Origin of the sequence: Oleomonas cavernae (genome assembly GCF_003590945.1) — a bacterium.
GTDB lineage: Bacteria > Pseudomonadota > Alphaproteobacteria > Zavarziniales > Zavarziniaceae > Zavarzinia > Zavarzinia cavernae.
Genome location: NZ_QYUK01000016.1, coordinates 251,117 through 274,872, shown reverse-complemented (window position 1 = coordinate 274,872; position 23,756 = coordinate 251,117). Strand labels below are relative to the sequence as shown.

Here is a 23,756-nt window from a genome sequence, read left to right as displayed (position 1 = left end):
CGCCGACGGAATCCGCATTCGGCCAACAAACTTAAGAATGAGGCGGTGGTGCGTCAACCTCGGTGACGGCGCCGGGCAGGTCTGCAAGGCACGCATCGAGACGGTCGCCGGGGATGGGCATCAGGCGCGGCGTTTCGGTCCACAGCAGGGCGGCTTCGACCGGCCGGTCGGGGTAGAGCCGCTGCACCACGGTGCGGTAGAGCGCCAACTGGCGCAGGTAACCCGTTGCCACGGCTCGCCAATCCGCGGGCGAGGGGCGGTCGGTCTTGAAATCGACGATCAGCACCCGGTCGGGCAGCACCACCAGCCGGTCGATCTGGCCCAGCACTGTTTCCTCGCTAATTACAGCGGCGATCGGTACTTCCGGCCGGCTGGCTGGCCCGAAAACGGGAGCAAAATCTTTGTGGTCAATGACGGCCAGGGTCTCCGCCGCCAGTGACTCGAGGGCCTGCGGCGACAATCCCTCGCCCCGGGCGGCCAGAAAGCGGCTTGCCGCGGCCGGCCGCCGGCCGGCGGGCAGATCGGGCAACAATTCCAGCAGCCGGTGAACCAGGCGCCCGCGCAGGAAGCGCGCCGCGCCAAGGCCTGCGATCGGGCTGGCCACGCCCAGGTCGGCATCGGCGGCGCGCGACGGGCTCAACGGGTCGGACGGCCGCCGCTCGACCGGGGCGGGACGGGTCGCCCATGCGGGCAGGGGCAGGGCGGTCACGGTCTGCGCCACGCTGCGGTGGCGCTCGCCGGCCGTGCCCTGCTGCGTGCCGCTCTTGCGCCGGATCTCGAAGCCGGGTGCGACCTCGACCGTTACGGCGTCGGCCGGGAAGGCGGCGGCGACCAGGTCGTACCACGAGCCTTCGACCCAATCCTGGTCCTTGCTGCGGCCGCTGCGCCAGCCGCAGACGATCAGCCGGTCCTCGGCCCTGGTCAGCGCCACATAGAGCAGGCGGCGGTATTCCTCCAGGGCCGCCTCTTGCGCGGCCGCGCGCAGGCTGGCCACGGCCGGTGCCGCCTTGGAACCGGCGATGGCCCATACCGGCAGGCCGCCGGCCGTGCGCAGCAGGTCCTCGCGCACGCCGGGCAGGGCGGTGGTGTCGGGCAGGATCACCACCGGCGCCTCCAATCCCTTGGCGGCATGGACGGTGAGGATGCGCACCTCGTCGCGGCCGCGGTCCAGGTCGCGCTTGAGCTGGACGTCGCCGGTCTCGACCCCGTGCAGGAAGCCTTGCAGCGAGGGCGGGTGATCGGCCTCGTGGCGCAGGGCCAGCGAGAGGAATTCCTCGACCGGCTCGATCGCCTCGCTGCCCAGCCGCCCGATCAGCCGGCGCCGGCCCTGTTCCTCGTCCAGCAGGCGGGCGAAGAAGGTGAAGGGGGTGACGAAGTCGGCCCGCGCCAGCACGGCCGCCAGGCTGGCCTGGGCGGCGGCGAAATCCGCCCGTTCGGCCGCGCGCAGGTCCAGCGTGCGCCACAGCGACTGCCCCTGGGGCCGGCCGTGGGCGAGATCGAACAGCGCCTCCTCGTCCAGGCCGATGAAGGGGCCCTTCAGCACGGCGGCCAGGGTCAGGTCGTCGTCGGGCAGCAGGGCGAAGCGGCCCATGGCCATCAGGTCCATGACCCCCAGTTGCGCCGCGATGGTCATGCGGTCGCTGCCGGCGACGGGCACGCCCAGGGCCTTGCAGGCGCGGGTCAGGGCATCGACGAAGCCGGTGCGCCGGCGCACCAGGATCATGATGTCGCCCGCCTTGAGCGCCCGGCCCCGGGCCGGCAGCATCTCGCCCCGCTCCAGCCAGGTGCAGATCTGGTCGGCGATGCGCTCGGCCAGCGCCGCCTCGGCGCTCTGGCCGCGGATGGCCGTCTCGACCGGCTCCCAGCCCTCGGATTCCTCGACCGCGATGCCCTGCTCGACCGGCCACAGCTCGATCGTGCCGGCCGCCTGGGCGCGGTGGGCCTTGTGTTCCAGCCGGCCCTCGACCACCACGCCGCCGCGTGCCGCCTCGAGGGCAAAGACCGCGTCGACCAGTTCCAGCACCATGGGCGCCGAGCGGAACGAGAGGTCGAGTTCGACCGGATAGAACCGCTTGCGTGCCGCGGTGACGGCGCTCTTCACCCGCTCGCGCTCGGCGCCGAAAACGGCGGGCGCCGCCCCCTGGAAGGAATAGATCGACTGCTTCACGTCACCCACGGCAAAGACCGTGCGCCAGCGCTCCCACGCCGTGTCGTCGGCAAAGAATTCGTCGGTCAGGGCGCGCACCAGTTGCCATTGCGCCGGGCTGGTATCCTGCGCCTCGTCGATCAGCAGATGGTCGAGGCCGCCGTCCAGCTTGTAGAGCACCCAGGTCGCCGCGGCGCCCTTGGTCAGCAGGTCGCGCGCCTTCAGCACCATGTCGTCATAGTCGACGGCGCGCCGCCTGGCCTTGGCCCTTGCGTAATCATCCAGGATCGCGGTGCCCACGGTCAGCAGGGCGGCCGAGGCGGCGTGAACCTCGGCCTGGGCCGCCTGTCCTAAGCAGGCAATCAGTTCGTCGGCCTCGTCCAGCATCCACATGGCCTCACGTGAGAATCGCTCGGCCAGTCTCTTGGTCATCGGGTTCTTGCGCGGCTCGCCCTGCGCGGTCAGGAAGGCCTGGGCATAGGCCTCGAAGGTGGTCAGCGGGTCGCCTGGCCCCCGCATCGCGGCCAGCCGCCCGGCCGCCAGGGGATCGCTCTTGGTCGTCCCCTGTTTCAAGGCGGCGATCGCCGCCTCGACCGGCGTCATGTCGGCGCGTCGGGCGGCGACGAAACCGGCGATCACGCTTTCCCGCGTCTCGATCCTGCCCGGCGTGGCCCCCAGGGCCGCGGCCAGGGCATCGAGGTGCTGGCCCAGGCTGGCGCGGCTCAGGTCCTCGGGCAGGCGGGTGCGCCCGGCGACGAAGTCCTGCACCAGCTTCTCGAAGGCGGTATCGCCGGCCAGGCTGGACAGGCGCTCCACGCCCGCCACCAGGTCGGGCGCGTCGCTGGACAGGACCCGCGCCGTCGCTTCCATCAGCAATTCATTGGCCGCGGTGTCGTCCAGCGCCTCGAAGCGGGGCGGCAGGCCGACCTCGACCGGGAAGCGGCCCAGCAGCGACTGGCAGAAGGCGTGGATGGTCTGGATGCGCAGGCCGCCCGGCGCGTCCAGCACGCGGGCGAACAGGCGCCGGGCGCGGTGGAGGCCTGCCACCTCGGGCCATTCCCCGGTCAGCTCGTGTACCGCATGGCGCAGGCGCTCGTCGGGTTCCACCACCCAGGCGGCCAGGCGTTCCTGGATGCGGTTGGCCATCTCCGCCGCCGCCGCCTTGGTATAGGTCAGGCACAGGATGCGTTCCGGCAGGGCGCCGGCCAGCAGCAGGCGCAGCACCCGGTTGGTCAGCACATGGGTCTTGCCGGTGCCGGCCGAGGCCGAGACCCAGGCCGAGGCGGCGGGATCGCTGGCGCGCTTCTGCTGGGGCGTCATGACTTGTCCCCGCCGTCGGCCCATTCGCCGACCCGGGCCAGGTGATCGTAATCGCCATAGCCCGCCTGCCGCGGGTTGGGCGAGGACAGGTAGGGCTGGGCCTGGTCGGCATATTTGCCCAGCAGGCGCTTGACGCCGTCGACGGCACCGTCCGCGACCGCTGCCGCGTCCGGGATCTCCTTGATCACACCGGGCGGGTTGCCGCCCTTGAGCTGCCAGACCTCGATCAGGCCGACCGCGCGGGGGCCGACCTCGGCAAAGGCGCCGCCCGCCACCATCGCCGCCTCCAGCGGCAATTGCGGCCGATAGCCGGCGGCCATCTGGGCCTTGCTGGGGGCCTGGCCGGTCTTGTAGTCGATGACCACGGCGCGGCCGTCGGCCAGGGTGTCGACACGGTCGGCCCGGGCGGTCACCTGGTGCAGGCGGCCGGCCGCCTCGATGGCGATTTCGCCCTTGGTCTCGACCGCCAGGGGGTGGTGCCGTCCTGCCGGCGGGCGTTCTCGGTCGCCACGAACCAGCGGGCGACATCGGTGAAGCGCGGCCACCAGAAGCGTTTCACCACCGGATAGTCGTCGAAGGCGGCAAATTCCCGGCGCCCCAGGGCGATCAGCCGGGCCAGGGCATCATCGGGCAGGGGGCCGGCCAGGTGCGCGCGCACGAACTGGTCCAGCACCTCGTGGATGATGTTGCCGCGATCGGCGGCATTCGGCGCCTGGTCGATCGGATCGAGGGGCTTGAGCCCCAGCACCCGCTTGGCATAGAGCGCATAGGGGTCGCGGATCAGCAATTCCACGTCGGAGACCGAGAAGGTTACTGGCCGCGCGGTCACCGGCGGGCGCGGTTCGGGCTCGCCGCGGGGGCTGCCGGCGGGCGGGTCCAGCGACAGGGCCCAGCCCAGGGCCTGGCCCGCCTGCCAGCGGCCCTCGCCCACCAGGGCGTCGAGCCGGCGCAGCCAGCGCGAGGGCACGGTCGGCGACAGGTCGACCTTGGCGGCGCGGGTCAGCACCACGCGGGGGCTGGCGGCCAGGGTCAGGAAATCATGGGCGGATTGGCCCAGGCGCTTGTCCTGCGGCGCCAGGCCCAGGTCGGCCCGCATGGCGCGCGAGGTCCAGGGATCGGCCGGCGGCTCGGCCGGCCAGGTGCCTTCGTTCAGCCCGCCCAGGACCACAAGGTCCGCGGTCTGCAAGCGGGCTTCCAGCGGCCCCAGGATGTGCAGGCGCGGGTGCAGGCCGTAGCGCGGGCGGACCATGATGCCGCCTGCGAGTGTGTCGAACAGGCCCGGATAGTCGCCGGCCCGAACACTGCCCAGCGTGCCCGCGGCCGCGACCAGATCCTGGACCAGGCCCGCCGCCGCCTCGCCGGCCTCGCCCTTCCACAGGGCTGCTTCCCCCGACAGGCCGGGCCGCGCGGCCAGGGCTTCCGCTGTGGCGACATGGGCGGTTACCAACTGTCCGAGGTCGATTTCGCCGGGCGTCCGCAAGGCCTTGCTCAAGGGGGCACAGGCGGCAGCCACCCGGTCGACGAGATCGAGCAGGTCGTCGGCACTCTTGAGGTCGGCCAGCAGATGGCGCAAGGCGTCGAGCCCGGCCGCCGGGCGAGGGCCGCGCAGGCGCGTGATTTCGATGCGGCGCAACCGGCGCAGAAAGGCGGGACGCTCGCGCCCGGCCGCCGCCAGCGGATGCTTCAGGCAGGCGAGCAGTTCCAGGGGCGCGAAATCCGCGCTCGCCATCCTCAAGACCAGGCGCAGGAAGGCGCCGGGCACGGTGGCCGCCAGGGGCACGCCGGCGCTGTCGTCGATTTCGATCTTCCAGCGCGACAATTCGGCGGCGACCCGGCGGGCTAAGTTGCGGTCGGGCGTCACCAGCATGGCGGTGGCGGCCGGCGTCTCCAGCACCTCACGCATCACCAGGGCGATGGCGCGGGCCTCGGCCGGGCTGTCGGGCGCCTCGATCCGGGTGATGCCGGCCAGGCCTGCCTCCAGGTCCAGTTGCCGCGCCGTCTGCGACCAGCGTTCGGTGGTCTGCGCGGGGGCCAGCGCTTCCGCCAGAAGGGCGGCGCGGGGCGACGGCGGTGCTGCCGGGCCGCCAGGCCAGGCGCCGACATCGTCGCGGGTCGCCCGCAGGCGCCCCAGCAATTCGCGCAGGGTCCATTGCGGGTGGGTGGGATCGAGCTGGTCCCAGGTCGCCACGTCCATGGCCAGGTCGATGCCCGGCAACACGATGGCGCCCTGGGGCAGGCGGGCGACCACGCTCATCAGGTGGGCGGTCGCCGGTATCGAGCCGGTGGAACCGGCCACGATCACCGGCTGTTGCGGCGGGGCCGCACGCCAGGCTTCCGCCTGGAGCAGGATCAACTGGTTGCGCCGGGCGGCGGGGTCCATGGCGCCATGGGCCTCGCGCAGCGCCGGCCAGTAGTCGCGCGCGGCGAGTTTGAGGAAATCGAGCGTCGCCTGCCAGTGCTGGGCCAGGGCATCGGGCACGATGGTGTCGAGCCGGGCCCAGTCCGCCCCCTCGGTTTCCACCTCGTCGATCAGGCGGGCCAGTTCGCCGGCATGGGCCAGGGCCGCGCCCACATCCGCCGCCTCGCCCCGCGCCTGCCACCAGCCCATGACCAGGCGGGCCAGCAGGAATTTCCGCGTCAAGGGGTCGATCGCCGGGGGCAGGTCCAGCACGCCCTCGCTGGCGTTCAGCCCCAATTCCTCCTCGTCGGCATCGCCCAGCGGGCGCATGCGCGGCAGCAGCACGGCGCGCCCCCTGGACCGGCGCAGGAAGGCCTCGCGTAGCGAGCGGGCGGCGCGCCTCGTGGGCACCAGGATCAGCGTGGCGGCGAGATCCATGGGATCGCTCGCCGCCTTGTCCAGCAGGTGCTGCGCCAGGGCATCGACGAAGGAGGTGCCGGGCGGGATGGTGAACAGTCTGGGGGCGCCGGTGACCGGCGCCAGATCGCCAAGGGAGAGCGGCTCAGCCGATGTCGACAAGGGCGGCCTCGGCCTCGGCGATCGCCGGGATGGTGCCGACATGAAGGAACTGGCCGTCCAGGCGCAGGCCGTACAGGCGTTCGGCCTCGATCGCCCGGTCCCACAGCAGGTTCAGCGAGAAGGCGCCCTTGGGCACGTCGGCGAAGGCGGCCGGGGTCATGATGGCGCAGCCGGCATAGACGAAGGGCGCCACCCGCGCCTCGGGCCGGCGGGCCAGGCGGCCGTCGGCCTCCATCAGGAAGTCGCCGATGCCCTCGAGGCCGACCGCCGTCACCGTGGGCGCCAGCAGCAGCAGGGTGTCCATCTGCGCCGGATCGAAAGCGGCTATCATGGCCTTGATCGGCTCGACCATGCCCTGGCGCCACAGCGTGTCGGCATTGACGATGACGAAGGGCGCATCTCCCAGCAGCGACAGGGCGCGGGCAACACCGCCGCCGGTCTCCAGCAGGGCATCGCGCTCGTCGGACACGATCGTCGCCGGCCCCGCACCGGCGGCGCGGCGCTTTTCCAGCCGGGCCTCGATCTGGTCGGCCAGGTGATGGACGTTGACCACCGCGCGGGTGATCCCGGCCTCGTCCAGCCGGTCGAGCAGGCGGTCCAGCAGGCTGTAGCCGGCGACCTCGACCAGGGGCTTGGGCACCCGGTCGGTCAGCGGGCGCATGCGCTTGCCCAGGCCGGCGGCCAGCACCATGGCGGTATCGATCGGTTTGTCGGTGTTGGGGGGGCTCATGCCGCGAATTTCCGGATGCCGGCGCGCAGATCCTCGCCGGGCAGGTAATGATCGTACCAGGCGCGCAGATTGCCCAGCAGGGGATGGCGCAGGTCGCGTTCCAGGTGGCGCCAGACCCGCGGCAGGTAATCGAGATAGCGCGGCTTGCCGTCGCGTTTCCACAGGCGCACGAAGACGCCGGCGATGCGGCTGTTGCGCTGGGCGCCCAGGATGGCATAGGCGGCTTCGAAGGCGGCGAGGTCGAACCGCGGGTCGCGCCTGGCGGCGCCGGCGGCATAGCGGGCCTTGAGGTCGGCGCCGAAGGCGGGATCGACATCGCGCCTGGCATCTTCGATCAGGGAAACGAGGTCATAGGCGGGCGGCCCAAGGTCGCGTCCTGGAAATCGAGCAAACCCACCCGCGCCGCACCCTTGCGTTCCGGCAACCACAACAGATTGTCGGCATGATAGTCGCGCAACATGACGGTTTCGCGTTCGCGCGGCAGGCGGCGCCACAGGTCGGCCCAGATGGCGCTGAAGGCCTCTTTGGCCTCGGGCTCCAGCCCCAGCCGCAGGGCCGGCACGTGCCAGTCCATCAGGACCGACGGGCCGAAGGCGAACAGGGCGGCGCCGTAGGGTTTCACGACGTGGCTGCTGCCGTCGACGAAGCGGGTGCTGCCGGGGCGGGCGCGCCGCGCAGGTCGACCAGCACGTCGATCGCCGTCTCGTAGAGCGGGACGGGATCGGCCGTGCCGTCGCGCAACAGGCTGGTGAAACTGTCGTCGCCCAGGTCTTCCAGCAGCAGGAAGCCCAGATCCGTATCCGCGGCCAGCAGGGTGGGCGCCGACAGGCCCAGGCGGCACAGGTAACGGTCCATGCCGATGAAGGGCCGGACGTTTTCCATCGGTGGCGGTGCGTCCATCAGGACGGCGCGGCGCCCGTCGGGCTTCACCACCCGGTCATAGCGGCGGAACGAGGCATCGCCCGCCAGCAGCGAACGCCGGGCATCGCCCCAGCCGGTACGGGCCAGGAAATCTTCGATCTCGGCGGGGCGGTTTGGATGGAGCGGCAGGGTCATGGGGCAACCGTGGCAAGACGGGCGGCCCAGCCGCCATGGCCGGTCAGCACCGCCTGGCGCCCCCCGGCCGGATCAAGGGTGAGTTCGATGTCGAGACGCTCGGCCGGCAGGCGATGGCCCAGCCGGTCCGGCCATTCGACCAGCACCAGCCCCTCGTCCAGCGCCGCCTCGAAGCCGACCTCGTCGACATCGCCGGGGCCTTCCAGGCGGTAGAGGTCGAAATGGCTGATCGGCCCAAGCGCCGTCTCATAGGGCTGGACCAGGGCGAAGGTCGGGCTGGGTACCTCTTCGGTCACCCCGGCCGCGCGCAGCCAGCCCCGGGCGAATTCGGTCTTGCCGGCGCCCAGGTCGCCCCACAGGGCGACGCAATCGCCGGCCCGGCCTAGGGGCGCCAGGCGGGCGGCAAGCCGCAGGGTCCGATCGAGGTCGGGCAGGGCGATGGTCACGCGAAAAGGGTCCGAATCCGGTACCGGCGAGGGCATGCGCCATTTAGCCCAAGGCCTGGGGCCCCTGCAACACGGTAGCCCTCTCCGCCCTTCAGGGGGGAGGGGGCTGGGTGAGGTGGGTCGGCGGCGCGGGGCGCGCTTGGCCCGGCAACCACCTCACCCTCCCGCCGCTTCGCGTCGGGCCCCTCCCTCTCCCCCGCAAGCGGCGGAGAGGGGCATGCATGCTCGCTTGATGTACGCGCCTAAAAACGAGGCAATTGCCCGCGGCGGATGACGAAATTTTCAGCCACCGCGCCCGTTTATGTTGCATAGCACAAGGAAATCCCTGGCCTTGACTCTTGGCATGGCTCTTGCTGATTTAGGGACAGAGTTTGGTGGCTAGGGTTCCGGCCGGGTGATTGCCCGGTGTCTGGTCCGAGAGCTGCCGTCCCGCCGGGAGACATCCGGGGGGGATGCACGGCGGGATAAAAGCCCGGGAGGCCTCGGTGACCAGGAATTGGCGTCACTAGGGTCTCGCCAATTCCTTAAACCGGTCCGGCCGATGGTGGCTTGGGCGAGCGACAAGGGGTTGGTTCCATGCGTGCGATCAATCGACAGCCAAGCTCAGGGAACCGCGCCCTGCTGGCCGCCCTGCCCTTCGTGGTGGTGGCCATTCTCTACCTCATCGGGTCCGAGATCCGCCTGAGCGAGAATCCCAACGACAAGCTCCTGCCCAGCCTGTCGTCCTTCGGCGATGCGATCTCGCGCATGGCCTTCGAGGAAGACCAGCGCACGGGCGACGTGCTGCTGTGGCTCGATACCGGGGCGAGCCTGTTGCGCCTGGGTGCGGCGATCCTGGTCTCGACCCTGATCAGCCTCAGCGCCGGCATCGCCATCGGCCTGCTGCCCCACGTGCGGGCGCTGTTCGCTTCCTTCGTCGCGGTGGTCTCGATGGTGCCGCCGCTGGCCATCCTGCCCATCCTGTTCATCGTGCTGGGCCTGGGCGAGGTCTCGAAGATCACCCTGATCGTCATCGGCCTGGCGCCGGTGATCATCCGCGACCTGGCATTGCGCACCGAGGAATTGCCGCGCCAGCAACTGATCAAGGCGCAGACCCTGGGGGCATCCACCTTCGCCATCATCCAGCGGGTGGTGCTGCCCCAGATCCTGCCGCGCCTGATCGACAGCCTGCGCCTGTCGCTCGGCCCGGCCTGGCTGTTCCTGATCGCGGCCGAAGCCATCGCGTCGGAATCGGGCCTGGGCTACCGCATCTTCCTGGTGCGCCGCTACCTGGCGATGGACGTGATCCTGCCCTATGTCGCCTGGATCACCCTGCTCGCCTTCTGCATGGACCTGGGCCTGCGCCAGCTGCAACGCCTGTTGTTCCCCTGGTTTGCCGCGGCGAGGTCCGGGTCATGAGCGCGATCACCGTCCGCAACGTCTGGAAGGAATATGGCGACCTGGTGGTGCTGGAGCGACTGAACCTGGAGATCGCGCCGCGTTCCTTCGTTGCCCTGGTCGGCCCGTCGGGCTGCGGCAAGACCACCTTCCTGCGCATGCTGCTGTCGGAGGACATCCCCAGCCGCGGTGAGATCCTGATCGACGGCGAGCCGCTGGCGCGCGAGCCCACCGCCGAGCGCGGCGTGGTGTTCCAGCGCTATTCGGTGTTCCCGCACCTGACCGTGCTGGGCAATGTCCTCTTGGGGTTGGAGTTCGAGCGCGGCGGCATCCTGGCCCGGCTGTTCGGCGCGGCCAAGGCCAAGGCGGTGGCCGAGGCCCGCGCCCTGCTCGACGAGGTCGGCCTGATCGAGCACGAACGCAAGTACCCGGCCCAATTGTCGGGCGGCATGCAGCAGCGCCTGGCCCTGGCTCAGGCCCTGATCCGCAGACCCAAGGTGCTGCTGCTGGACGAGCCCTTCGGCGCCCTCGACCCCGGCATCAGGGGCGAGATCCATGCCCTGATGCGGCGGCTGTGGAACGAGTGTGAAATCACCGTGGTGATGGTCACCCACGACCTGCCGGAAGCCTTCGGCATGGCCACGAGGGTGATCGCGCTGGAGCGTCCGCGCGAGGACCCGGTGGACGGCTCGCGCTACGGCGCCACCATCAAGGCGGATATCGAGGTCTGGCCCCGGCGCATCGCCGGCGAGGCCAGCCCGCACAAGATGCCGCCCATCTCTTCACCTGCCCCGGCCGGGACGACCCGGCCCTCGATGCGGGGCTCGGCCGGGACGACCTGGCGCTCCAAGCGATATAGTCGGAGCACCAAGCCATGACTGACAAGGCCAGACAAATCGAGGCGTTGCGACGCCGCTATCTCGAGCTGAAGGCCGCCGGCGACCAGGCCGCGCCCAAGGCCCTGCCCGGGGCGACCGCCCTGGACGAGGCGCCCCTGACCACCAACCTGATCCGCCACCGCGAGACCGTGCCCGGCGGCTGGTACTGGACGGCCAGGCTCAAGCGCGGCGAGCGCCTGCGCATCATCAATACCAATGCCACGCCCGGCGTTGCCTTCTTCATGTGGAATGCCGACGACACGTCGGAGCGCTACAACAGCGCCGACACCATGAAGCTGCAGTGGACGGCGGCGCTGCCCAAGGGCCGGGTGCTGTTCTCCGACATGGGCCGGGTGATGACCTCGATCGTCGAGGACACCTCGGGCGCCCATGACACGGTGGTGGGTGGTTCCACCCCTGCCTCCAATGCCGCGAAGTACGGCGACGGGGCCTTGCGCAACAGCCAGGAAAACCTGCGCCTGGCCGCCTCCAAATTCGGTCTGGGCAAGCGCGATCTGGCTCCCGCGATCAGCTTCTTCTCGCCCGTGTCGGTCGATGCGGACGGCAAGTTCACCTGGCGTGAGGGCGTGACGAAGCCGGGCGATTTCGTCGAACTGCGGGCCGAGATGAACCTGCTGATCGCCTTGTCGAACTGCCCCCATCCCTTCAGCCCGGGTGCCTATGCGCCATCGGATATCGAGGCCGTGATCTGGCAGGGGGCGCCGCCCTTGGCCGACGATCTGTGCCGCACCGCGACGGCGGAAGCCGTGCGCGGGTTCGAGAATACCGATCCGCTATTCGCCTGAGGGGAATTCCATGTCCATCATCTGCACCCCGGCGGCGGATCTCGACCCGGCCGCTGCCGCCTATGACTTCACCATTCCCGCCAACCGCCCGTGGTCCCATGTGGTGAAGGCGGGCCAGACCCTGCGCATCGTCGACCTGGAGGGCTGCCAGGCAGTCGATACCCTGTTCTATGCCGCGGCCGATTTCTCGGAACGCTACAGCGCGCAGGACACCCTGCTGGCGCAGGGTTCGGCCTATGTCACCACCGGCACGAAGCTCATGTCCAACGAGGGCAATGTCATGCTGACCGTGGTGGCCGACAGTTGCGGCCGGCATGATACCTCGGCCGGGGCCTGCTCGTGCGAGGCCAACACCGTGCGCTTTGGCCATCACACACGTTACATGCATGCCTGCCGCGAGAATTTCGTGGTCGAGCTGGCCAAGCACGGGCTGACCAAGCGCGACATCGTGCCCAACATCAATTTCTTCATGAACGTGCCGATCGACCCCCATGGCGGGCTGGCGATCGTCGACGGCATTTCCGTGCCCGGCTCCCATGTCGACATGGTGGCGGCGATGGACGTGCTGTGCGTCATCTCCAACTGCCCGCAGGTGAACAATCCCTGCAATGGCTTCGATCCCACGCCGGTGCGGATTCTCATCTGGAACGGGGAGGCTGCGTGACGCCCCGATGTTCCAGAAAATCCTGATTGCCAACCGGGGCGAGATCGCCGCCCGGGTCATCCGCACGGCCAAGAAACTGGGGGTCGCGACGGTTGCCGTCTATTCGGATGCCGATCGCTTCAGCGTGCCCGTCCTGGCGGCCGACGAGGCCGTTCATATCGGCCCCGCCGCGCCTAAGGAAAGCTATCTGCGCTGGCAGGCCATCATCGAGGCCTGCCAGGCGACCGGCGCCCAGGCGGTGCATCCCGGCTATGGCTTCCTCTCCGAGAATGGGGCCTTTGCGCAGGCCTTGGCCGCCGCGGGCATCCGTTTCATCGGGCCGCGGCCTGAGCACCTGCGCGAGTTCGGCCTGAAGCACACCGCGCGCGCCCTGGCCAAGGCGTCCGGCGTGCCGTTGCTGCCGGGCAGCGACATTCTCGCCAGTGCCGGGGAAGCGGTGACGGCGGCCGAGGCGATCGGCTATCCGGTCATGCTGAAGAGCACGGCCGGCGGCGGGGGCATCGGCATGTCCCTGTGCCATGACGCGGCCGAGCTCACCGCCCGCTTCGAGGCGGTGCAGCGCATGGCCGCGTCCAGCTTCGGCGACGCCAGGGTCTATATCGAGCGCTTCGTCGCCCTGGCCCGCCATGTCGAGGTGCAGATCTTCGGCGACGGCAAGGGCCGGGTGGTGGCGCTGGGCGAGCGCGACTGCTCGCTCCAGCGGCGTAACCAGAAGGTGGTCGAGGAGACGCCGGCACCGGGCCTGTCCGACGATTTGCGTGCCCGCCTGCACCAGGCGGCGATCGCGCTGGGCCAGTCGGTCGCCTACGAATCCGCCGGCACGGTCGAGTTCATCTACGACGTGGCGCGCGACGATTTTTACTTTTTGGAGGTGAACACCCGCCTGCAGGTGGAACACCCGGTGACCGAGGCGGTGTTCGGCATCGACCTGGTCGAATGGATGATCGCCCAGGCCGCGGGCGACCTGGTTCTGCCCGCGCAGGAGAGCCTGGTGCCCCAGGGCGCCGCGGTCGAGGTGCGCCTCTATGCCGAAAACCCCCAGGCCGATTTCCGGCCCCAGACCGGGCGCCTGACGGAAGTCTCCTTCCCCGAGGGGATCCGGGTCGATACCTGGGTCGAGACGGGGACCGAGGTGACGCCGTTCTACGATCCCATGCTGGCCAAGGTGATCGCCGCCGGCGAGACCCGCGCACAGGCCATCGGCAAGCTGGGCCGGGCGCTGGCCGACACCAGGGTGTGGGGCATCGAGACCAATCTCGCCTATCTGCGGGCCATCATCGGTTCCGACCTGTTCGCCTCGGCCCAGGTTTCGACCGCCGCGCTGAAGGAGTTCAGCTACACGCCGACCACGATCGAGGTGCTGATCGCCGGGCCGCAGACCAGCGTGCAGGACTGGCCCGGGCGCCTGGGCCTGTGGGATGTGGGTGTGCCGCCGTCAGGCCCGTTCGACGACCGCTCGTTCCGCCTGGCCAACCGGATCCTGGGCAACGCGGAAGGTGCGGCCGGCCTGGAATGCACCATGGCCGGTCCCACCCTGAAATTCCATGGGCGCGCCGTGGTGGCGCTGGCCGGGGCGGTCATGCCGGCCAGCCTGGACGGCCGGCCGGTCGATTTCTATGTGCCCATCGAGATCGCCCCGGGCCAGACCCTGTCCCTGGGCACCATCGCCGGGGCGGGGCAGCGGACCTATCTGGCCGTGCGCGGCGGCATCGACGGGCCGCGCTTTCTGGGATCCCAGGCGTGCTTCTCGCTGGGCAAGTTCGGCGGCCAGGGCACCGGCGTGCTGAAGGCCGGCGAGACCCTGCACATCGGCCAAGTGCCGGCGGGCGAGGCCGAGACGGCGCCGATCATTCCCCCGATCACCCGGGAATGGAGCATCGGCGTGCTCTACGGCCCGCACGGCGCGCCGGATTTCTTTAGCGAAGCCGACATCGTCGACCTGTTCAATGCGACCTATGAGGTCCATTTCAACAGTGCGCGCACCGGCGTGCGCCTGATCGGGCCGCAACCGCGCTGGGCCCGGGCCGACGGCGGCGAGGCGGGGCTGCACCCGTCCAACATCCACGACAATGCCTATGCCGTCGGCGCCATCGACTTCACCGGCGACATGCCGATCATCTTAGGGCCAGACGGCCCTAGCCTGGGCGGCTTCGTCTGCCCGGCGGTGATCGCCCGCGACGAATTGTGGAAGGCCGGCCAGTTGAAGCCGGGCGACAAGGTCCGCTTCGTGCCCCACGACCATCCGCTGCCGGCGATCGTCACCAAGGCGACGGATGCCGGCAGCCCGATCCTGGGCCATCTCGATCATGGCCCGGTGCCGGTGGTCTATCGCCGGGCCGGCGACGACGACCTGCTGGTCGAATACGGTGCCATGGTGCTGGACATTGCGCTCCGTCTGCGCGTGCACCTGCTGATGGAGGCGGTCAAGGCGGCACGATTGCCGGCGATCATCGACCTGACGCCGGGCATCCGCTCGCTGCAGATCCATTACGACAGCCGCGCCCTGCCGACCAGGCGCCTGCTGGCGATCCTGCAGGAGATCGAGGCGGGCCTGCCCCCGGCGCAGGCGGTGACGGTGCCCAGCCGCATCGTCCACCTGCCCTTGTCGTGGAACGATCCCAGTATCCAGCTTGCCGCGCGCAAGTACCAGGAACTGGTGCGGCCCAACGCGCCCTGGTGCCCGTCCAACATCGAGTTCATCCGCCGCATCAACGGCCTCGAGACGGTCGACGCGGTGCAGAAAACGATCTTCGACGCCAGCTACCTGGTGCTGGGCCTGGGCGACGTTTACTTGGGCGCCCCGGTGGCGACCCCGGTCGACCCGCGCCACCGCCTGGTCACCACCAAGTACAACCCGGCCCGCACCTGGACGCCGGAGAATGCCGTGGGTATCGGCGGCGCCTATATGTGCATCTACGGCATGGAGGGGCCGGGCGGCTACCAGCTCTTCGGTCGCACGGTGCAGATGTGGAATGCCTGGAAAACCACGCCGGTGTTCACCCCCGGCCATCCCTGGCTGCTGCGCTTCTTCGACCAGATCCGCTTCTTCCCTGTTTCGGAAGCCGAGCTGATGGAGGCGCGCGAGGCCTCCCCCATGGCCGCTATCCGATCAGGATCGAGGAGACGCAGTTTGCCTACGGTGACCATGCCCGGTTCCTCGACGCCAACAAGGCCGAGATCGAGGCGGCCAAGCACCGCCAGCAGACCGCCTTCGAGGTCGAGCGGGCGGACTGGAAGGCCCGCGGCCTCGACAGCTTCGTGGTCGACGATGGCGCGGCGGTGGGGGGCGACGATGATATTCCCCACGGGCAGTTGCCGGTGCCGGCCCAGGTGACCGGCAATGTCTGGAAGATCCTGGTCGAAGAAGGCGACCGGATCGAGGTGGGGCAAGTGGTGGTGATCGTTGAGTCGATGAAAATGGAAATGGAAATCCGCAGTCCCGTGGCCGGCACGGTGTCAAGCCTGCGCTGCCAGCAGGGCCGGACAGTCCAGGCCGGCCAGGTGGTCGCCCTGCTCGAGGAAATCTGACATGAAACTCCCCAAGCTCCTGACCATCGAGACCCTGTCTCGGGCCTATGCCGCGGGAAGCCTGAGCCCCCTCGCGGTGATCGAGGCGGTGATCGAACGCATCGAGGCCTGGCCCGATCCGGCGGTCTGGATCAGCCGTTTCGACGACGACGCCCTGCGCGCGGCCGCCGAGGCCCTGATGGCCAAGGGGCCGTCGCCCGGGCAGCCGCTGTGGGGCATTCCCTTTGCGGTGAAGGACAATATCGACTGTGCCGGGCTCGACACCACGGCGGCCTGCCCGGCCTTTGCCTATGCCCCGGCGGCGGATTCGACGGTGGTGGCCAGGCTGCGCGCGGCCGGCGCGATCCCCGTGGGCAAGACCAACCTGGACCAGTTCGCCACCGGCCTGAACGGCACCCGCTCGCCCTATGGCGCGCCACGTTCCGTGTTTCATCCCGATTATGTCTCGGGCGGTTCCAGCTCGGGCTCGGGCGTGGCCGTGGCGGCGGGCCTGGTCGCCTTCTCGCTGGGCACCGACACCGCCGGCTCGGGCCGGGTGCCGGCGGCCTTCAACAATATCGTCGGGGTGAAGCCGACCAAGGGCATGCTGTCCACCACCGGCCTGGTGCCGGCCTGCCGCAGCCTGGACTGCATCACCGTCTTTGCCGCCACGGCAGGTGAGGGGGACCTGGTGCGTGGCATCGCCGCCGGCCTCGACCCGACCGACGCCTATTCGCGCAGCGCCGCGCCGGTGCTGCTGCCGACCGCGGCATTGAGGGTCGGCGTGCCGGTGGGGGCGGAGCGCGAGTTCTTCGAGGACGGCGCCAATGCCGGCTTGTTCCAGGCGGCGATCGATGCCCTGGAAGACCTGGGCTGCACCATCGTCGAGATCGATTTCGCACCCTTCCGCGAGGCTGCCAGCCTGCTCTATGGCGGGCCCTGGGTGGCGGAGCGCCTGGCCGCGATCGAGGGTTTCCACCAGACCAATGCGGCCGATATCGACCCCACCGTGCGCAAGATCGTCGAGGGTGCCATCGGCATCAGCGCGGTCGAGGCCTTCCGCGGCGCCTATGCCCTGGAGGCGTTCCGCCAGCGCACGGCGGCGGAATGGGCCAAGGCCGACATCCTGATGCTGCCCACGGCACCCATCCTGCCGACGGTCGCGGCCATGCAGGCCGATCCGATCGGGCTCAATGCCAAGCTCGGCCGCTATACCAATTTCGTGAACCTGCTGGACAATTGCGCCATCGCCGTGCCGGCGGGCCTGCGCAACGACGGCCTGCCCTTCGGCGTCACCCTGGTGGCGCCGGCCTTTGCCGATGCGGCGCTGGCGGTATGGGCGGACCGGCTGCACCGCATCACCGGGGCGGGTATCGGCCTCGACACCGACGCGAACCTGGCCAGGTTCGCGCCGCCGCCGGGCCGGATGTCGAGCGTATTCCGGTGGTGGTGGTGGGCGCCCATCTCTCGGGCATGCCGCTCAATCACCAACTGACCGGTTCAGGCGGCGTGCTGCTCAAGCACTGCCGCACGGCGGCCGACTACCGCCTCTATGCCCTGCCCGGCACGGTGCCGCCCAAGCCGGGCCTGATCCACGAACCGGGCTTCGAGGGGCCGGGGCTGGAGGTCGAGGTCTGGGGCCTTTCGCCCGCCGCCTTCGGCCGCTTCGTCGCCGCCATCCCGGCGCCGCTGGGGGTGGGCAAGGTCCGCCTCGACGACGGCAGCGAAGCCTCGGGTTTCCTGTGCGAGGCCCATGCCCTCCGGGGCGCGCCGGAGATCACCCACCTGGGCGGCTGGCGGGCCTATTCGGCGCCCGCCCCGGCATTGGGCTGAGGCAGCGCGCCGCGCGCCTGGTTGCGCGCACGGCGCGCCGCCATGGCCTGCTCGGTCTTGCGACGGCGCAGCCACATCATGATGCCGGTGACGGCGAACAGGGCGGGCAGCAGGCCGCCGACGAAGATCACCGCCTGCCAGACCAGGCCGGTGTTGGTGCCGACATGGAGCCAGCGCATCCAGCGGGCGATCAAGTCGCCTGAACTTGGCTGCGCTGGGGCGGGCGGCAGGCGCACGGCGCCCGTGGCATCGTCGACATTGACCGTGGCATTGACGCCGTCGCCGGTCAGCACCACGCGCCACGCGGGCGCCTGCTGCGTGGGCAGGGTGATGGTGGCCGCCACGTAACCCGCCGGGCCCTTCTCGACCGCCGCCCGCAGGGCGTCGTCGGGTGTCATCCGCGGCTGGCCCAAGGGGGTCGCGGGGCCTTGCATCCCCGGCGGGCGCGGCGCCTGGGCCGACAGGGGGCGAGGCTGCCCAGCGCCGCCCGCGCGGTCTGCGGGAACGAGATATACATCCCCGTGAGCGAGAGGATCGCCAGCGGGATCGAGATCCAGAAGCCCGCCAGGTGGTGCAGGTTGGCGGTGGTGCGCATGCCCGTGCGCCAGCCCAGCGCGCGGATGAAGGACTGCCGCCGCGGCCACCACAGATAGATCCCCGAGAGGGACAGGATCAGCATGCCCACGCCGACCCAGCCGACGATCTGCCGCCCGGACCATTGCGGCACCAGCAGGTTGCCGTGGAAATCGTGCATCAGGCGCATGAAGGCATTGTTGGTCGGCCCGATGTCCAGGACCTTGCCGGTGGGCGGGTCGATCCAGACGCTGACCGTCTCGCGCGGCGAGGCGGCCTTGGCCGGCCGGGCCACGACCGAGGCCGGCTGGCCCGCCTGCGTGGGCAGGCGGATCTGGGTGACGGTGGCGCCGGTCAGGATGTCCTGCGCGGTCTCCACCAAAGTGCTCAGCGGCACGCCCAGGGTATCGCCGGTGACGGCGTAGCGCTGCGGCTCCAGCATTTCCTCGATCGTGTCGTGCCAGACCAGGACGCTGCCGGTCAGGCTGACGGGGACCGCCAGCAGGCAGAGGCCGACGCCGATCCACAGGTGAATGTTGAGCCACAGGCGCCGCAGGCGGCCGCGGGGGGAGGCGGTCATCCGATGATTTCCAATATGCAGTCGATCCAGTCGCGAATGAAAATGCCTCGCATTCGTGAAATGTGGAAGGAGGATTAATCGGCCCCCGCAGCGCCGGCGCGACTGTGGCGGCCGGGGCACAGTTCCCGGTTCATCTGGGCGGCGGACCCTGGGGATACGAAGGAAGGCGCCGATTCCTGCGCTTTTATCCGCAGCGATCGGAAAATGCACTCGCGACTGCAATTGCGAGTCGTTTTCATTCAACTTAAGAACGCCTCGCAAACAAATATTGCTGCGGGGCAAAATGGCTGAGTTTTCGATTACCTCACCGCGTCGCCGGGTTTCCCACCTGGCCATGCTCGTCGTCCTGGGCGCTGCCCCGATGGCAGTCGCCCCGGCACTGGCCGGCGAGCGCGACAGCGCCGTCACCGCCGACGGCGCCTGGGCCGCGACCGCCGCCAGCGGCCAGACCGCCGAAACCCTGCCCACCGTCACGGTGGAAGGCGAGCGTGCGCCGGCAAACAACCAGCAGCGCTCGACCGGCCTCGACCGCCTGCCGCAATCCATCCAGGACACGCCGCAGAGCGTCCAGGTCGTCAATCAGCAGACGCTGCGCCAGCAGGGCATAACCACCCTCGACCAGGCGCTGCGCAACATTCCCGGCATCACCACGGCGATCGGTGAGGGCGGGACGATGAACGGCGACCAGTTCCGCATCCGCGGCTTCGATTCGATGAACGACATCTACACCGATGGCCTGCGCGATTTCGGCGTCTATACCCGCGACACCTTCAACACCGAGAGCGTCGAGGTCTTCCTGGGCTCGTCGGCGCAAAGCTTCGGCCGCGGCAACTTCGGCGGTTCCATCAACCAGACCACCAAGGTGCCGGTGCTTGACGATTTCATCACCCTGCGCGGCGAACTGGGGCTGGGGCCTCACCTGCGCACGACGGGCGATGCCAACTATCAGATCGGCGACACCACGGCGCTGCGCCTGAACGTCATGTATACCGACCAGGAGACGGTCGGCCGCGATGGCCCGGAATCGAAGCGCTGGGGCATCGCCCCCTCGATCGGTTTCGGCTTGGGCACCGACACCAGCCTGACGGTCGCCTACATCCACCAGGAAGACAATCGCGTCCCCGACTATGGCATCCCGGTCGTGCTGGCCCCGGGGCCAGCGTCGGCGGCCCCGCCCCGGTGGATCGCTCGAACTGGTACGGCACCCAGCTCGATCACGACGACACGGTGGCCGATATCGTGACCGTCCGCCTTTCCCACCGGGCGAACGACTGGCTGCAGATCGCCAATGATACCCGCGTGGGCTACTACACCCGCGACTTCCTGCCGACCGCGCCCAGTTGCAATTCGACCAACAACGCTGCCAACGGCGGCAGCAACTGTCTTGCCAATCTCTTCGACGGCAATCCCGCGACTGTGCCCTTTGGCGGTCTCGGCGGCCCCTCGTCGCCCTACTATCTCGACCAGTGGGGCGCGCAGAACGTCACCACCGCGACGGCCGATTTTTCCGTCGGCGGCTTCAAGAACCAGTTCATCGCAGGCCTCGACGTTTCCTATGAGTATGCCGAGCGGACGAACACGGTGAACACCGGGCTGGGCCGTCCCACCACCAGCAACCTGCTCGATCCCACGAGCCCCGACTGGTCGCCCAATTTCATCGCATCGACCGATCGCGAGACCGACTCGACCAGTTTCGCCTTGTTCGTCAGCGAGCAGTTCTGGATCACCGACGAATTGTCCATCCTCGCCGGCCTGCGCTGGGAAGATTACAAGGCCGAGTCGGACCTCACCGACAAGTTCTGCCCAACACAGCCCAACACGGTACCCGTTCCCCCGCCCCCCGTTGGATGCTCGGGCTACTCGACGGCCCCGACCCCGACCACACCGGGCAACTACATCCCACGCACCCCGGGACCGACCGTTTCGTCGTTGGAGGTCTCCGAGGACCTGCTGGACCCCAAGGCCAGCGTGATCTGGGAGCCGACGGAGAGCCAGACCTACTACGTCTCCTGGTCCAAGTCGTCGCAGCCGGCGACCGGCGCCGCGGCCGGCAATGCCAGCACCCCGATCAGCGAGACCCAGCAAGCGCTCAAGCCGACCACCGGCGAGACTTACGAAGCCGGGGCCAAGTTCGGCCTGTTCGGCGACAAGCTCGGCCTGGGCCTTTCGGTGTTCCAGATCGAGCGCGACAATGTGAAGACGCTGGAAGGCGGCGAGGTTGTCGCGGCGGGGCAGAGCATCCGCAGCCGCGGTTTCGAGGTTTCCGCCACCGGCCAGATCACCGACAAATGGGTGGTGCAGGCCAGCTACGCCTATCTCGATGCCGAGGTTCTGAACTTCGGCAACGCGAATCCCCTGATCAATGCGGCAATCGCCGGCAAGGAAGCCACCAACGCGCCCGAGAACTCGGCGAGCCTGTGGACCACCTACATGCCCTTCGACGACCTGACCCTGGGCGGCGGCGTGCAGTATCGCGACGAGGTGGTGCTCAACTACTCGGCCACCGTCGCCGGCGGCGTGGTGACCGGTGTGACCGAGAACCGTGCCCCCTATTACCTCTCGTTCGACGCCATGGCGTCCTACGAGATCGGCGACGGTGTTGTCGTCCAGGTGAACGGCTACAACCTGCTCGACCGCGACGACAACTACGCCCAGACCCAGAACAGCCGCCTCGTTCCCGCCGCTGGCCGGACGGTCATCTTCTCGACTCAGGCAACCTTCTGATCGCCTGCGTCACATCCCAGTCCAAGGGCGGGCCGCCAGCGGCCCGCCCTTCGGCGTTTGAAGAGAAAAATCCATGCTGATCGCCATTCCCGACCTGCTGAACCCCGCCGAGGTGCGCGACCTGCGCGCCAGGCTCGAAGCCTCGCCCTGGGTCGACGGCAAGGTCACGGCGGGGGAGCAGTCGGCCAAGGCCAAGTTCAATCTCCAAGTGCCGGAGACTTCGCCCGTCGCCCGCGAGTTGGCCGACCGCATCCTGCGCGCGCTGGGCACCAACCCGGAATTCATCAGCGCGGCCCAGCCGCTGCGGGTCTATCCGCCGCTGTTCAATCGCTACGACACCGGCATGAAGTTCGATGCCCATGTCGACAATGCCATCCGCGGGGTTACCGGGCACAACCTGCGTATCCGCACCGATGTCTCGGCCACCCTGTTCCTGACACCCCCTGAGGATTACGACGGCGGCGAGTTGATCATCGAGGATACTTTCGGCACCCAGCCGGTGAAGCTGCCGGCCGGGCACATGGTGCTCTATCCATCGACCAGCCTGCACAAGGTGGCGCCGGTGACCCGGGGCAGCCGCTGGGCCTCGTTCTTCTGGGTCCAGTCGATGGTGCGCGACGACGGCGAGCGCCGCCTGCTGTGGGAGCTGGACACCGCCATCCGTCGCCTGCGCGGCGAGCTGAGCGACGATCACCCCTCGGTGCGCTCGCTGACCGCGACCTATCACAACCTGCTCCGCCGCTGGGCTGAATTGTGATTTTGCAATTGCGAATGCGTCTCGATCTGACTATAGCATCGTCTCTGCAATTCATTCTCATTTAGCGGATTGTTGGTCCCCGCCGCCGCGTTCCTTCAGGGCTGGTCCGGGGCAGGAGAGTTTCGATGGAGCCGACCGCCCCCACCACCCCCGGCGCCGCCGCCGCCACGGCGATTCCGCCGGTGCCCAGCACCACGCCGCTGGATCCTGCCGTTACCGCGGCCACCCCGCTCGACCCGGCGTCCGCCCCCGACCTGGCGGCCCAGGCCCATGACCTGACCATTTCCGGCCTGTTCCTGCAGGCCGACCCGGTGGTGAAGGCGGTGATGGTCCTGCTCATCGTGGCCTCGATCATCACCTGGGGCATCGCTTTGGAGAAGGCGTTGCGCCTGCGCCGCCTGCGCCGCGAGGTCACCCGCTTCGAGGCCGCCGTGGCCGCCCGCGAGGGGGCCGCCGCCGCGGCCCGGCTGGACGGCCTGCCGCGCACGGCGGTCGACGCCGGCCTGGTCGAATGGCGCGAACTGGCCGGTGAGGAAACCGACGAGCGCCGCAACCGCGCCGAACAGGCCATGCGCCTGACCAGTGCCGAGGGCCTGCGCGGCGTCGAGCAGGGCCTGCCGTTCCTGGCCACGGTGGGCTCCGCCGCGCCCTTCATCGGCCTGTTCGGCACGGTCTGGGGCATTCTCAACAGCTTCACCTCGATCGCCAACAGCCAGGATACCAGCCTGGCCGTGGTGGCGCCCGGCATCGCCGAGGCCTTGTTCGCCACCGCCATCGGCCTGGTCGCCGCGATCCCGGCGGTAATGTTCTACAATGCCTTCGCCACCCAGTTGGGCCGCGTGGGCCAGCGCCTGTCGACCGGTATCGCCCGGTTGAGCAGCCAGTTGGGGCGCGCCAAGCCGGCCGAGCTGCGCCGCGCGGCGGAGTAGGCCATGGCCGCGTCGATGATGCCGGGCCCCGGCAGTGGTGACGAAGGCGGCAGCCTTTACAAGCCGGTGGCTGAAATCAACGTGACGCCCTTCGTCGACGTCATGCTGGTGCTGCTGATCATCTTCATGGTCGCGGCACCGCTGATGATGGTGGGCGTGCCCGTGCAATTGCCCAAGTCGGCGGCGGCCAAGCTGAATGCCCCGCAGGAACCGCTCATCGTCTCGATCGACGAGACCGGCAAGACCTTCATCGACAAGGACGGCCTGGACGACGGCGCGCTGCTGGCCCGGCTGAAGGACCTGGCCACGGCGACGCCCGACCGGGTGGTCTATGTCCGCGGCGACCGCACCATCCAGTACGGCCGCATCATGGAAGTCATGGGCATCGTCTCCACCGCCGGCTTCACCAGGCTGTCGATGATCGCCGAGACGGCCAAGGCGCCGCAGTAACAG

Annotated in this window: 21 protein-coding genes, 1 pseudogene and 1 riboswitch; of the genes and pseudogenes, 12 read left to right on the top strand and 10 right to left on the bottom strand. The window is 69.5% G+C overall.

From position 1 onward, the window contains the following. Nucleotides 1-31 precede the first annotated feature (31 nt). From addA to tsaE, 8 genes are read right to left on the bottom strand one after another with little or no spacing between them, the layout of a single operon-like run. Entirely contained in the window at nucleotides 32-3,466 is a 3,435-nt protein-coding gene (gene addA / locus D3874_RS26535; protein ID WP_158596239.1) for a double-strand break repair helicase AddA, read from the bottom strand. Beyond that, nucleotides 3,463-3,879 carry a RecB family exonuclease gene (locus D3874_RS32570; RefSeq protein ID WP_456306457.1) on the bottom strand — a complete coding sequence of 139 codons (417 nt, stop codon included), beginning with the start codon at nucleotides 3,877-3,879 and terminating at the stop codon, nucleotides 3,463-3,465. Before D3874_RS32570 ends, addA begins: the two co-directional genes overlap by 4 nt. Beyond that, a complete protein-coding gene (addB, locus tag D3874_RS26530; protein ID WP_274380650.1) occupies nucleotides 3,876-6,443 on the bottom strand; it encodes a double-strand break repair protein AddB in 2,568 nt (855 codons plus the stop codon). Before addB ends, D3874_RS32570 begins: the two co-directional genes overlap by 4 nt. Next, nucleotides 6,427-7,173: a nucleotidyltransferase family protein gene (locus D3874_RS26525; RefSeq protein ID WP_119782715.1), complete on the bottom strand. Its 747-nt coding sequence runs from the start codon at nucleotides 7,171-7,173 to the stop codon at nucleotides 6,427-6,429. The genes addB and D3874_RS26525 overlap by 17 nt, the downstream gene beginning before the upstream one ends. Next, nucleotides 7,170-7,601: a hypothetical protein gene (locus tag D3874_RS30930; protein ID WP_233560396.1), complete on the bottom strand. Its 432-nt coding sequence runs from the start codon at nucleotides 7,599-7,601 to the stop codon at nucleotides 7,170-7,172. The genes D3874_RS26525 and D3874_RS30930 overlap by 4 nt, the downstream gene beginning before the upstream one ends. Continuing rightward, entirely contained in the window at nucleotides 7,508-7,795 is a 288-nt protein-coding gene (locus tag D3874_RS31405) for a phosphotransferase (protein ID WP_274380649.1), read from the bottom strand. Before D3874_RS31405 ends, D3874_RS30930 begins: the two co-directional genes overlap by 94 nt. Then, a complete protein-coding gene (locus D3874_RS31400) occupies nucleotides 7,792-8,229 on the bottom strand; it encodes a phosphotransferase (protein ID WP_119782714.1) in 438 nt (145 codons plus the stop codon). Before D3874_RS31400 ends, D3874_RS31405 begins: the two co-directional genes overlap by 4 nt. Further along, nucleotides 8,226-8,675 (bottom strand): tRNA (adenosine(37)-N6)-threonylcarbamoyltransferase complex ATPase subunit type 1 TsaE, encoded by a 450-nt coding sequence (gene tsaE, locus D3874_RS26510; protein ID WP_233560395.1) that lies wholly within the window; start codon nucleotides 8,673-8,675, stop codon nucleotides 8,226-8,228. The genes D3874_RS31400 and tsaE overlap by 4 nt, the downstream gene beginning before the upstream one ends. Before the next feature lie 367 nt (nucleotides 8,676-9,042). Beyond that, nucleotides 9,043-9,156, top strand: a riboswitch (guanidine-I (ykkC/yxkD leader). A gap of 95 nt (nucleotides 9,157-9,251) precedes the next feature. Here tsaE and D3874_RS26505 point away from each other — a divergent pair. The 7 genes and pseudogenes from D3874_RS26505 to D3874_RS30925 all read left to right on the top strand — a co-directional run bounded on the left by D3874_RS26505 (nucleotide 9,252) and on the right by D3874_RS30925 (nucleotide 17,740). Then, nucleotides 9,252-10,073, top strand: a complete 822-nt coding sequence (locus D3874_RS26505) for an ABC transporter permease (RefSeq protein WP_119782712.1) — start codon at nucleotides 9,252-9,254, stop codon at nucleotides 10,071-10,073. Continuing rightward, a complete protein-coding gene (locus D3874_RS26500) occupies nucleotides 10,070-10,930 on the top strand; it encodes an ABC transporter ATP-binding protein (RefSeq protein WP_119782711.1) in 861 nt (286 codons plus the stop codon). The genes D3874_RS26505 and D3874_RS26500 overlap by 4 nt, the downstream gene beginning before the upstream one ends. Beyond that, the gene (locus D3874_RS26495; RefSeq protein WP_119782710.1) at nucleotides 10,927-11,736 is read left to right on the top strand and encodes an urea amidolyase associated protein UAAP1; all 810 of its coding nucleotides are present in this window, start codon (nucleotides 10,927-10,929) and stop codon (nucleotides 11,734-11,736) included. Before D3874_RS26500 ends, D3874_RS26495 begins: the two co-directional genes overlap by 4 nt. Nucleotides 11,737-11,746: 10 nt before the next feature. Next, nucleotides 11,747-12,400 carry an urea amidolyase associated protein UAAP2 gene (locus tag D3874_RS26490; RefSeq protein WP_119782709.1) on the top strand — a complete coding sequence of 218 codons (654 nt, stop codon included), beginning with the start codon at nucleotides 11,747-11,749 and terminating at the stop codon, nucleotides 12,398-12,400. Between the two features lie 7 nt (nucleotides 12,401-12,407). Then, nucleotides 12,408-15,928 (top strand): annotated as a pseudogene (locus tag D3874_RS26485) (urea carboxylase). A gap of 1 nt (nucleotide 15,929) precedes the next feature. Continuing rightward, nucleotides 15,930-17,402 (top strand): allophanate hydrolase, encoded by a 1,473-nt coding sequence (gene atzF / locus D3874_RS26480; RefSeq protein ID WP_233560394.1) that lies wholly within the window; start codon nucleotides 15,930-15,932, stop codon nucleotides 17,400-17,402. Beyond that, nucleotides 17,351-17,740 (top strand): allophanate hydrolase-related protein, encoded by a 390-nt coding sequence (locus D3874_RS30925; protein ID WP_233560393.1) that lies wholly within the window; start codon nucleotides 17,351-17,353, stop codon nucleotides 17,738-17,740. Before atzF ends, D3874_RS30925 begins: the two co-directional genes overlap by 52 nt. On the opposite strand, the gene D3874_RS29715 is transcribed toward D3874_RS30925, so the two are convergent. After that, nucleotides 17,710-18,138 (bottom strand): PepSY-associated TM helix domain-containing protein, encoded by a 429-nt coding sequence (locus D3874_RS29715; protein WP_199699395.1) that lies wholly within the window; start codon nucleotides 18,136-18,138, stop codon nucleotides 17,710-17,712. The genes D3874_RS30925 and D3874_RS29715 overlap by 31 nt on opposite strands. After that, complete coding sequence (locus D3874_RS28860) at nucleotides 18,135-18,893, bottom strand: PepSY-associated TM helix domain-containing protein (RefSeq protein WP_158596237.1); 759 nt, start codon at nucleotides 18,891-18,893, stop codon at nucleotides 18,135-18,137. The genes D3874_RS29715 and D3874_RS28860 overlap by 4 nt, the downstream gene beginning before the upstream one ends. Nucleotides 18,894-19,176: 283 nt before the next feature. Here D3874_RS28860 and D3874_RS26465 point away from each other — a divergent pair, with 283 nt between their 5' ends. From D3874_RS26465 to D3874_RS26445, 5 genes are all read left to right on the top strand, one after another. Continuing rightward, nucleotides 19,177-20,136 (top strand): TonB-dependent receptor, encoded by a 960-nt coding sequence (locus tag D3874_RS26465; protein WP_147385879.1) that lies wholly within the window; start codon nucleotides 19,177-19,179, stop codon nucleotides 20,134-20,136. Continuing rightward, nucleotides 20,073-21,617, top strand: coding sequence for a TonB-dependent receptor (locus D3874_RS26460; RefSeq protein ID WP_158596236.1), 1,545 nt, complete (start codon nucleotides 20,073-20,075; stop codon nucleotides 21,615-21,617). Before D3874_RS26465 ends, D3874_RS26460 begins: the two co-directional genes overlap by 64 nt. A 73-nt stretch (nucleotides 21,618-21,690) precedes the next feature. After that, nucleotides 21,691-22,374, top strand: coding sequence for a Fe2+-dependent dioxygenase (locus D3874_RS26455; RefSeq protein WP_119782705.1), 684 nt, complete (start codon nucleotides 21,691-21,693; stop codon nucleotides 22,372-22,374). A gap of 125 nt (nucleotides 22,375-22,499) precedes the next feature. Then, nucleotides 22,500-23,303 (top strand): MotA/TolQ/ExbB proton channel family protein, encoded by an 804-nt coding sequence (locus D3874_RS26450; protein ID WP_119782704.1) that lies wholly within the window; start codon nucleotides 22,500-22,502, stop codon nucleotides 23,301-23,303. A 3-nt stretch (nucleotides 23,304-23,306) separates the two neighbouring features. Further along, a complete protein-coding gene (locus tag D3874_RS26445; protein ID WP_119782703.1) occupies nucleotides 23,307-23,753 on the top strand; it encodes an ExbD/TolR family protein in 447 nt (148 codons plus the stop codon). The last annotated feature ends 3 nt before the right edge of the window (nucleotides 23,754-23,756 follow it).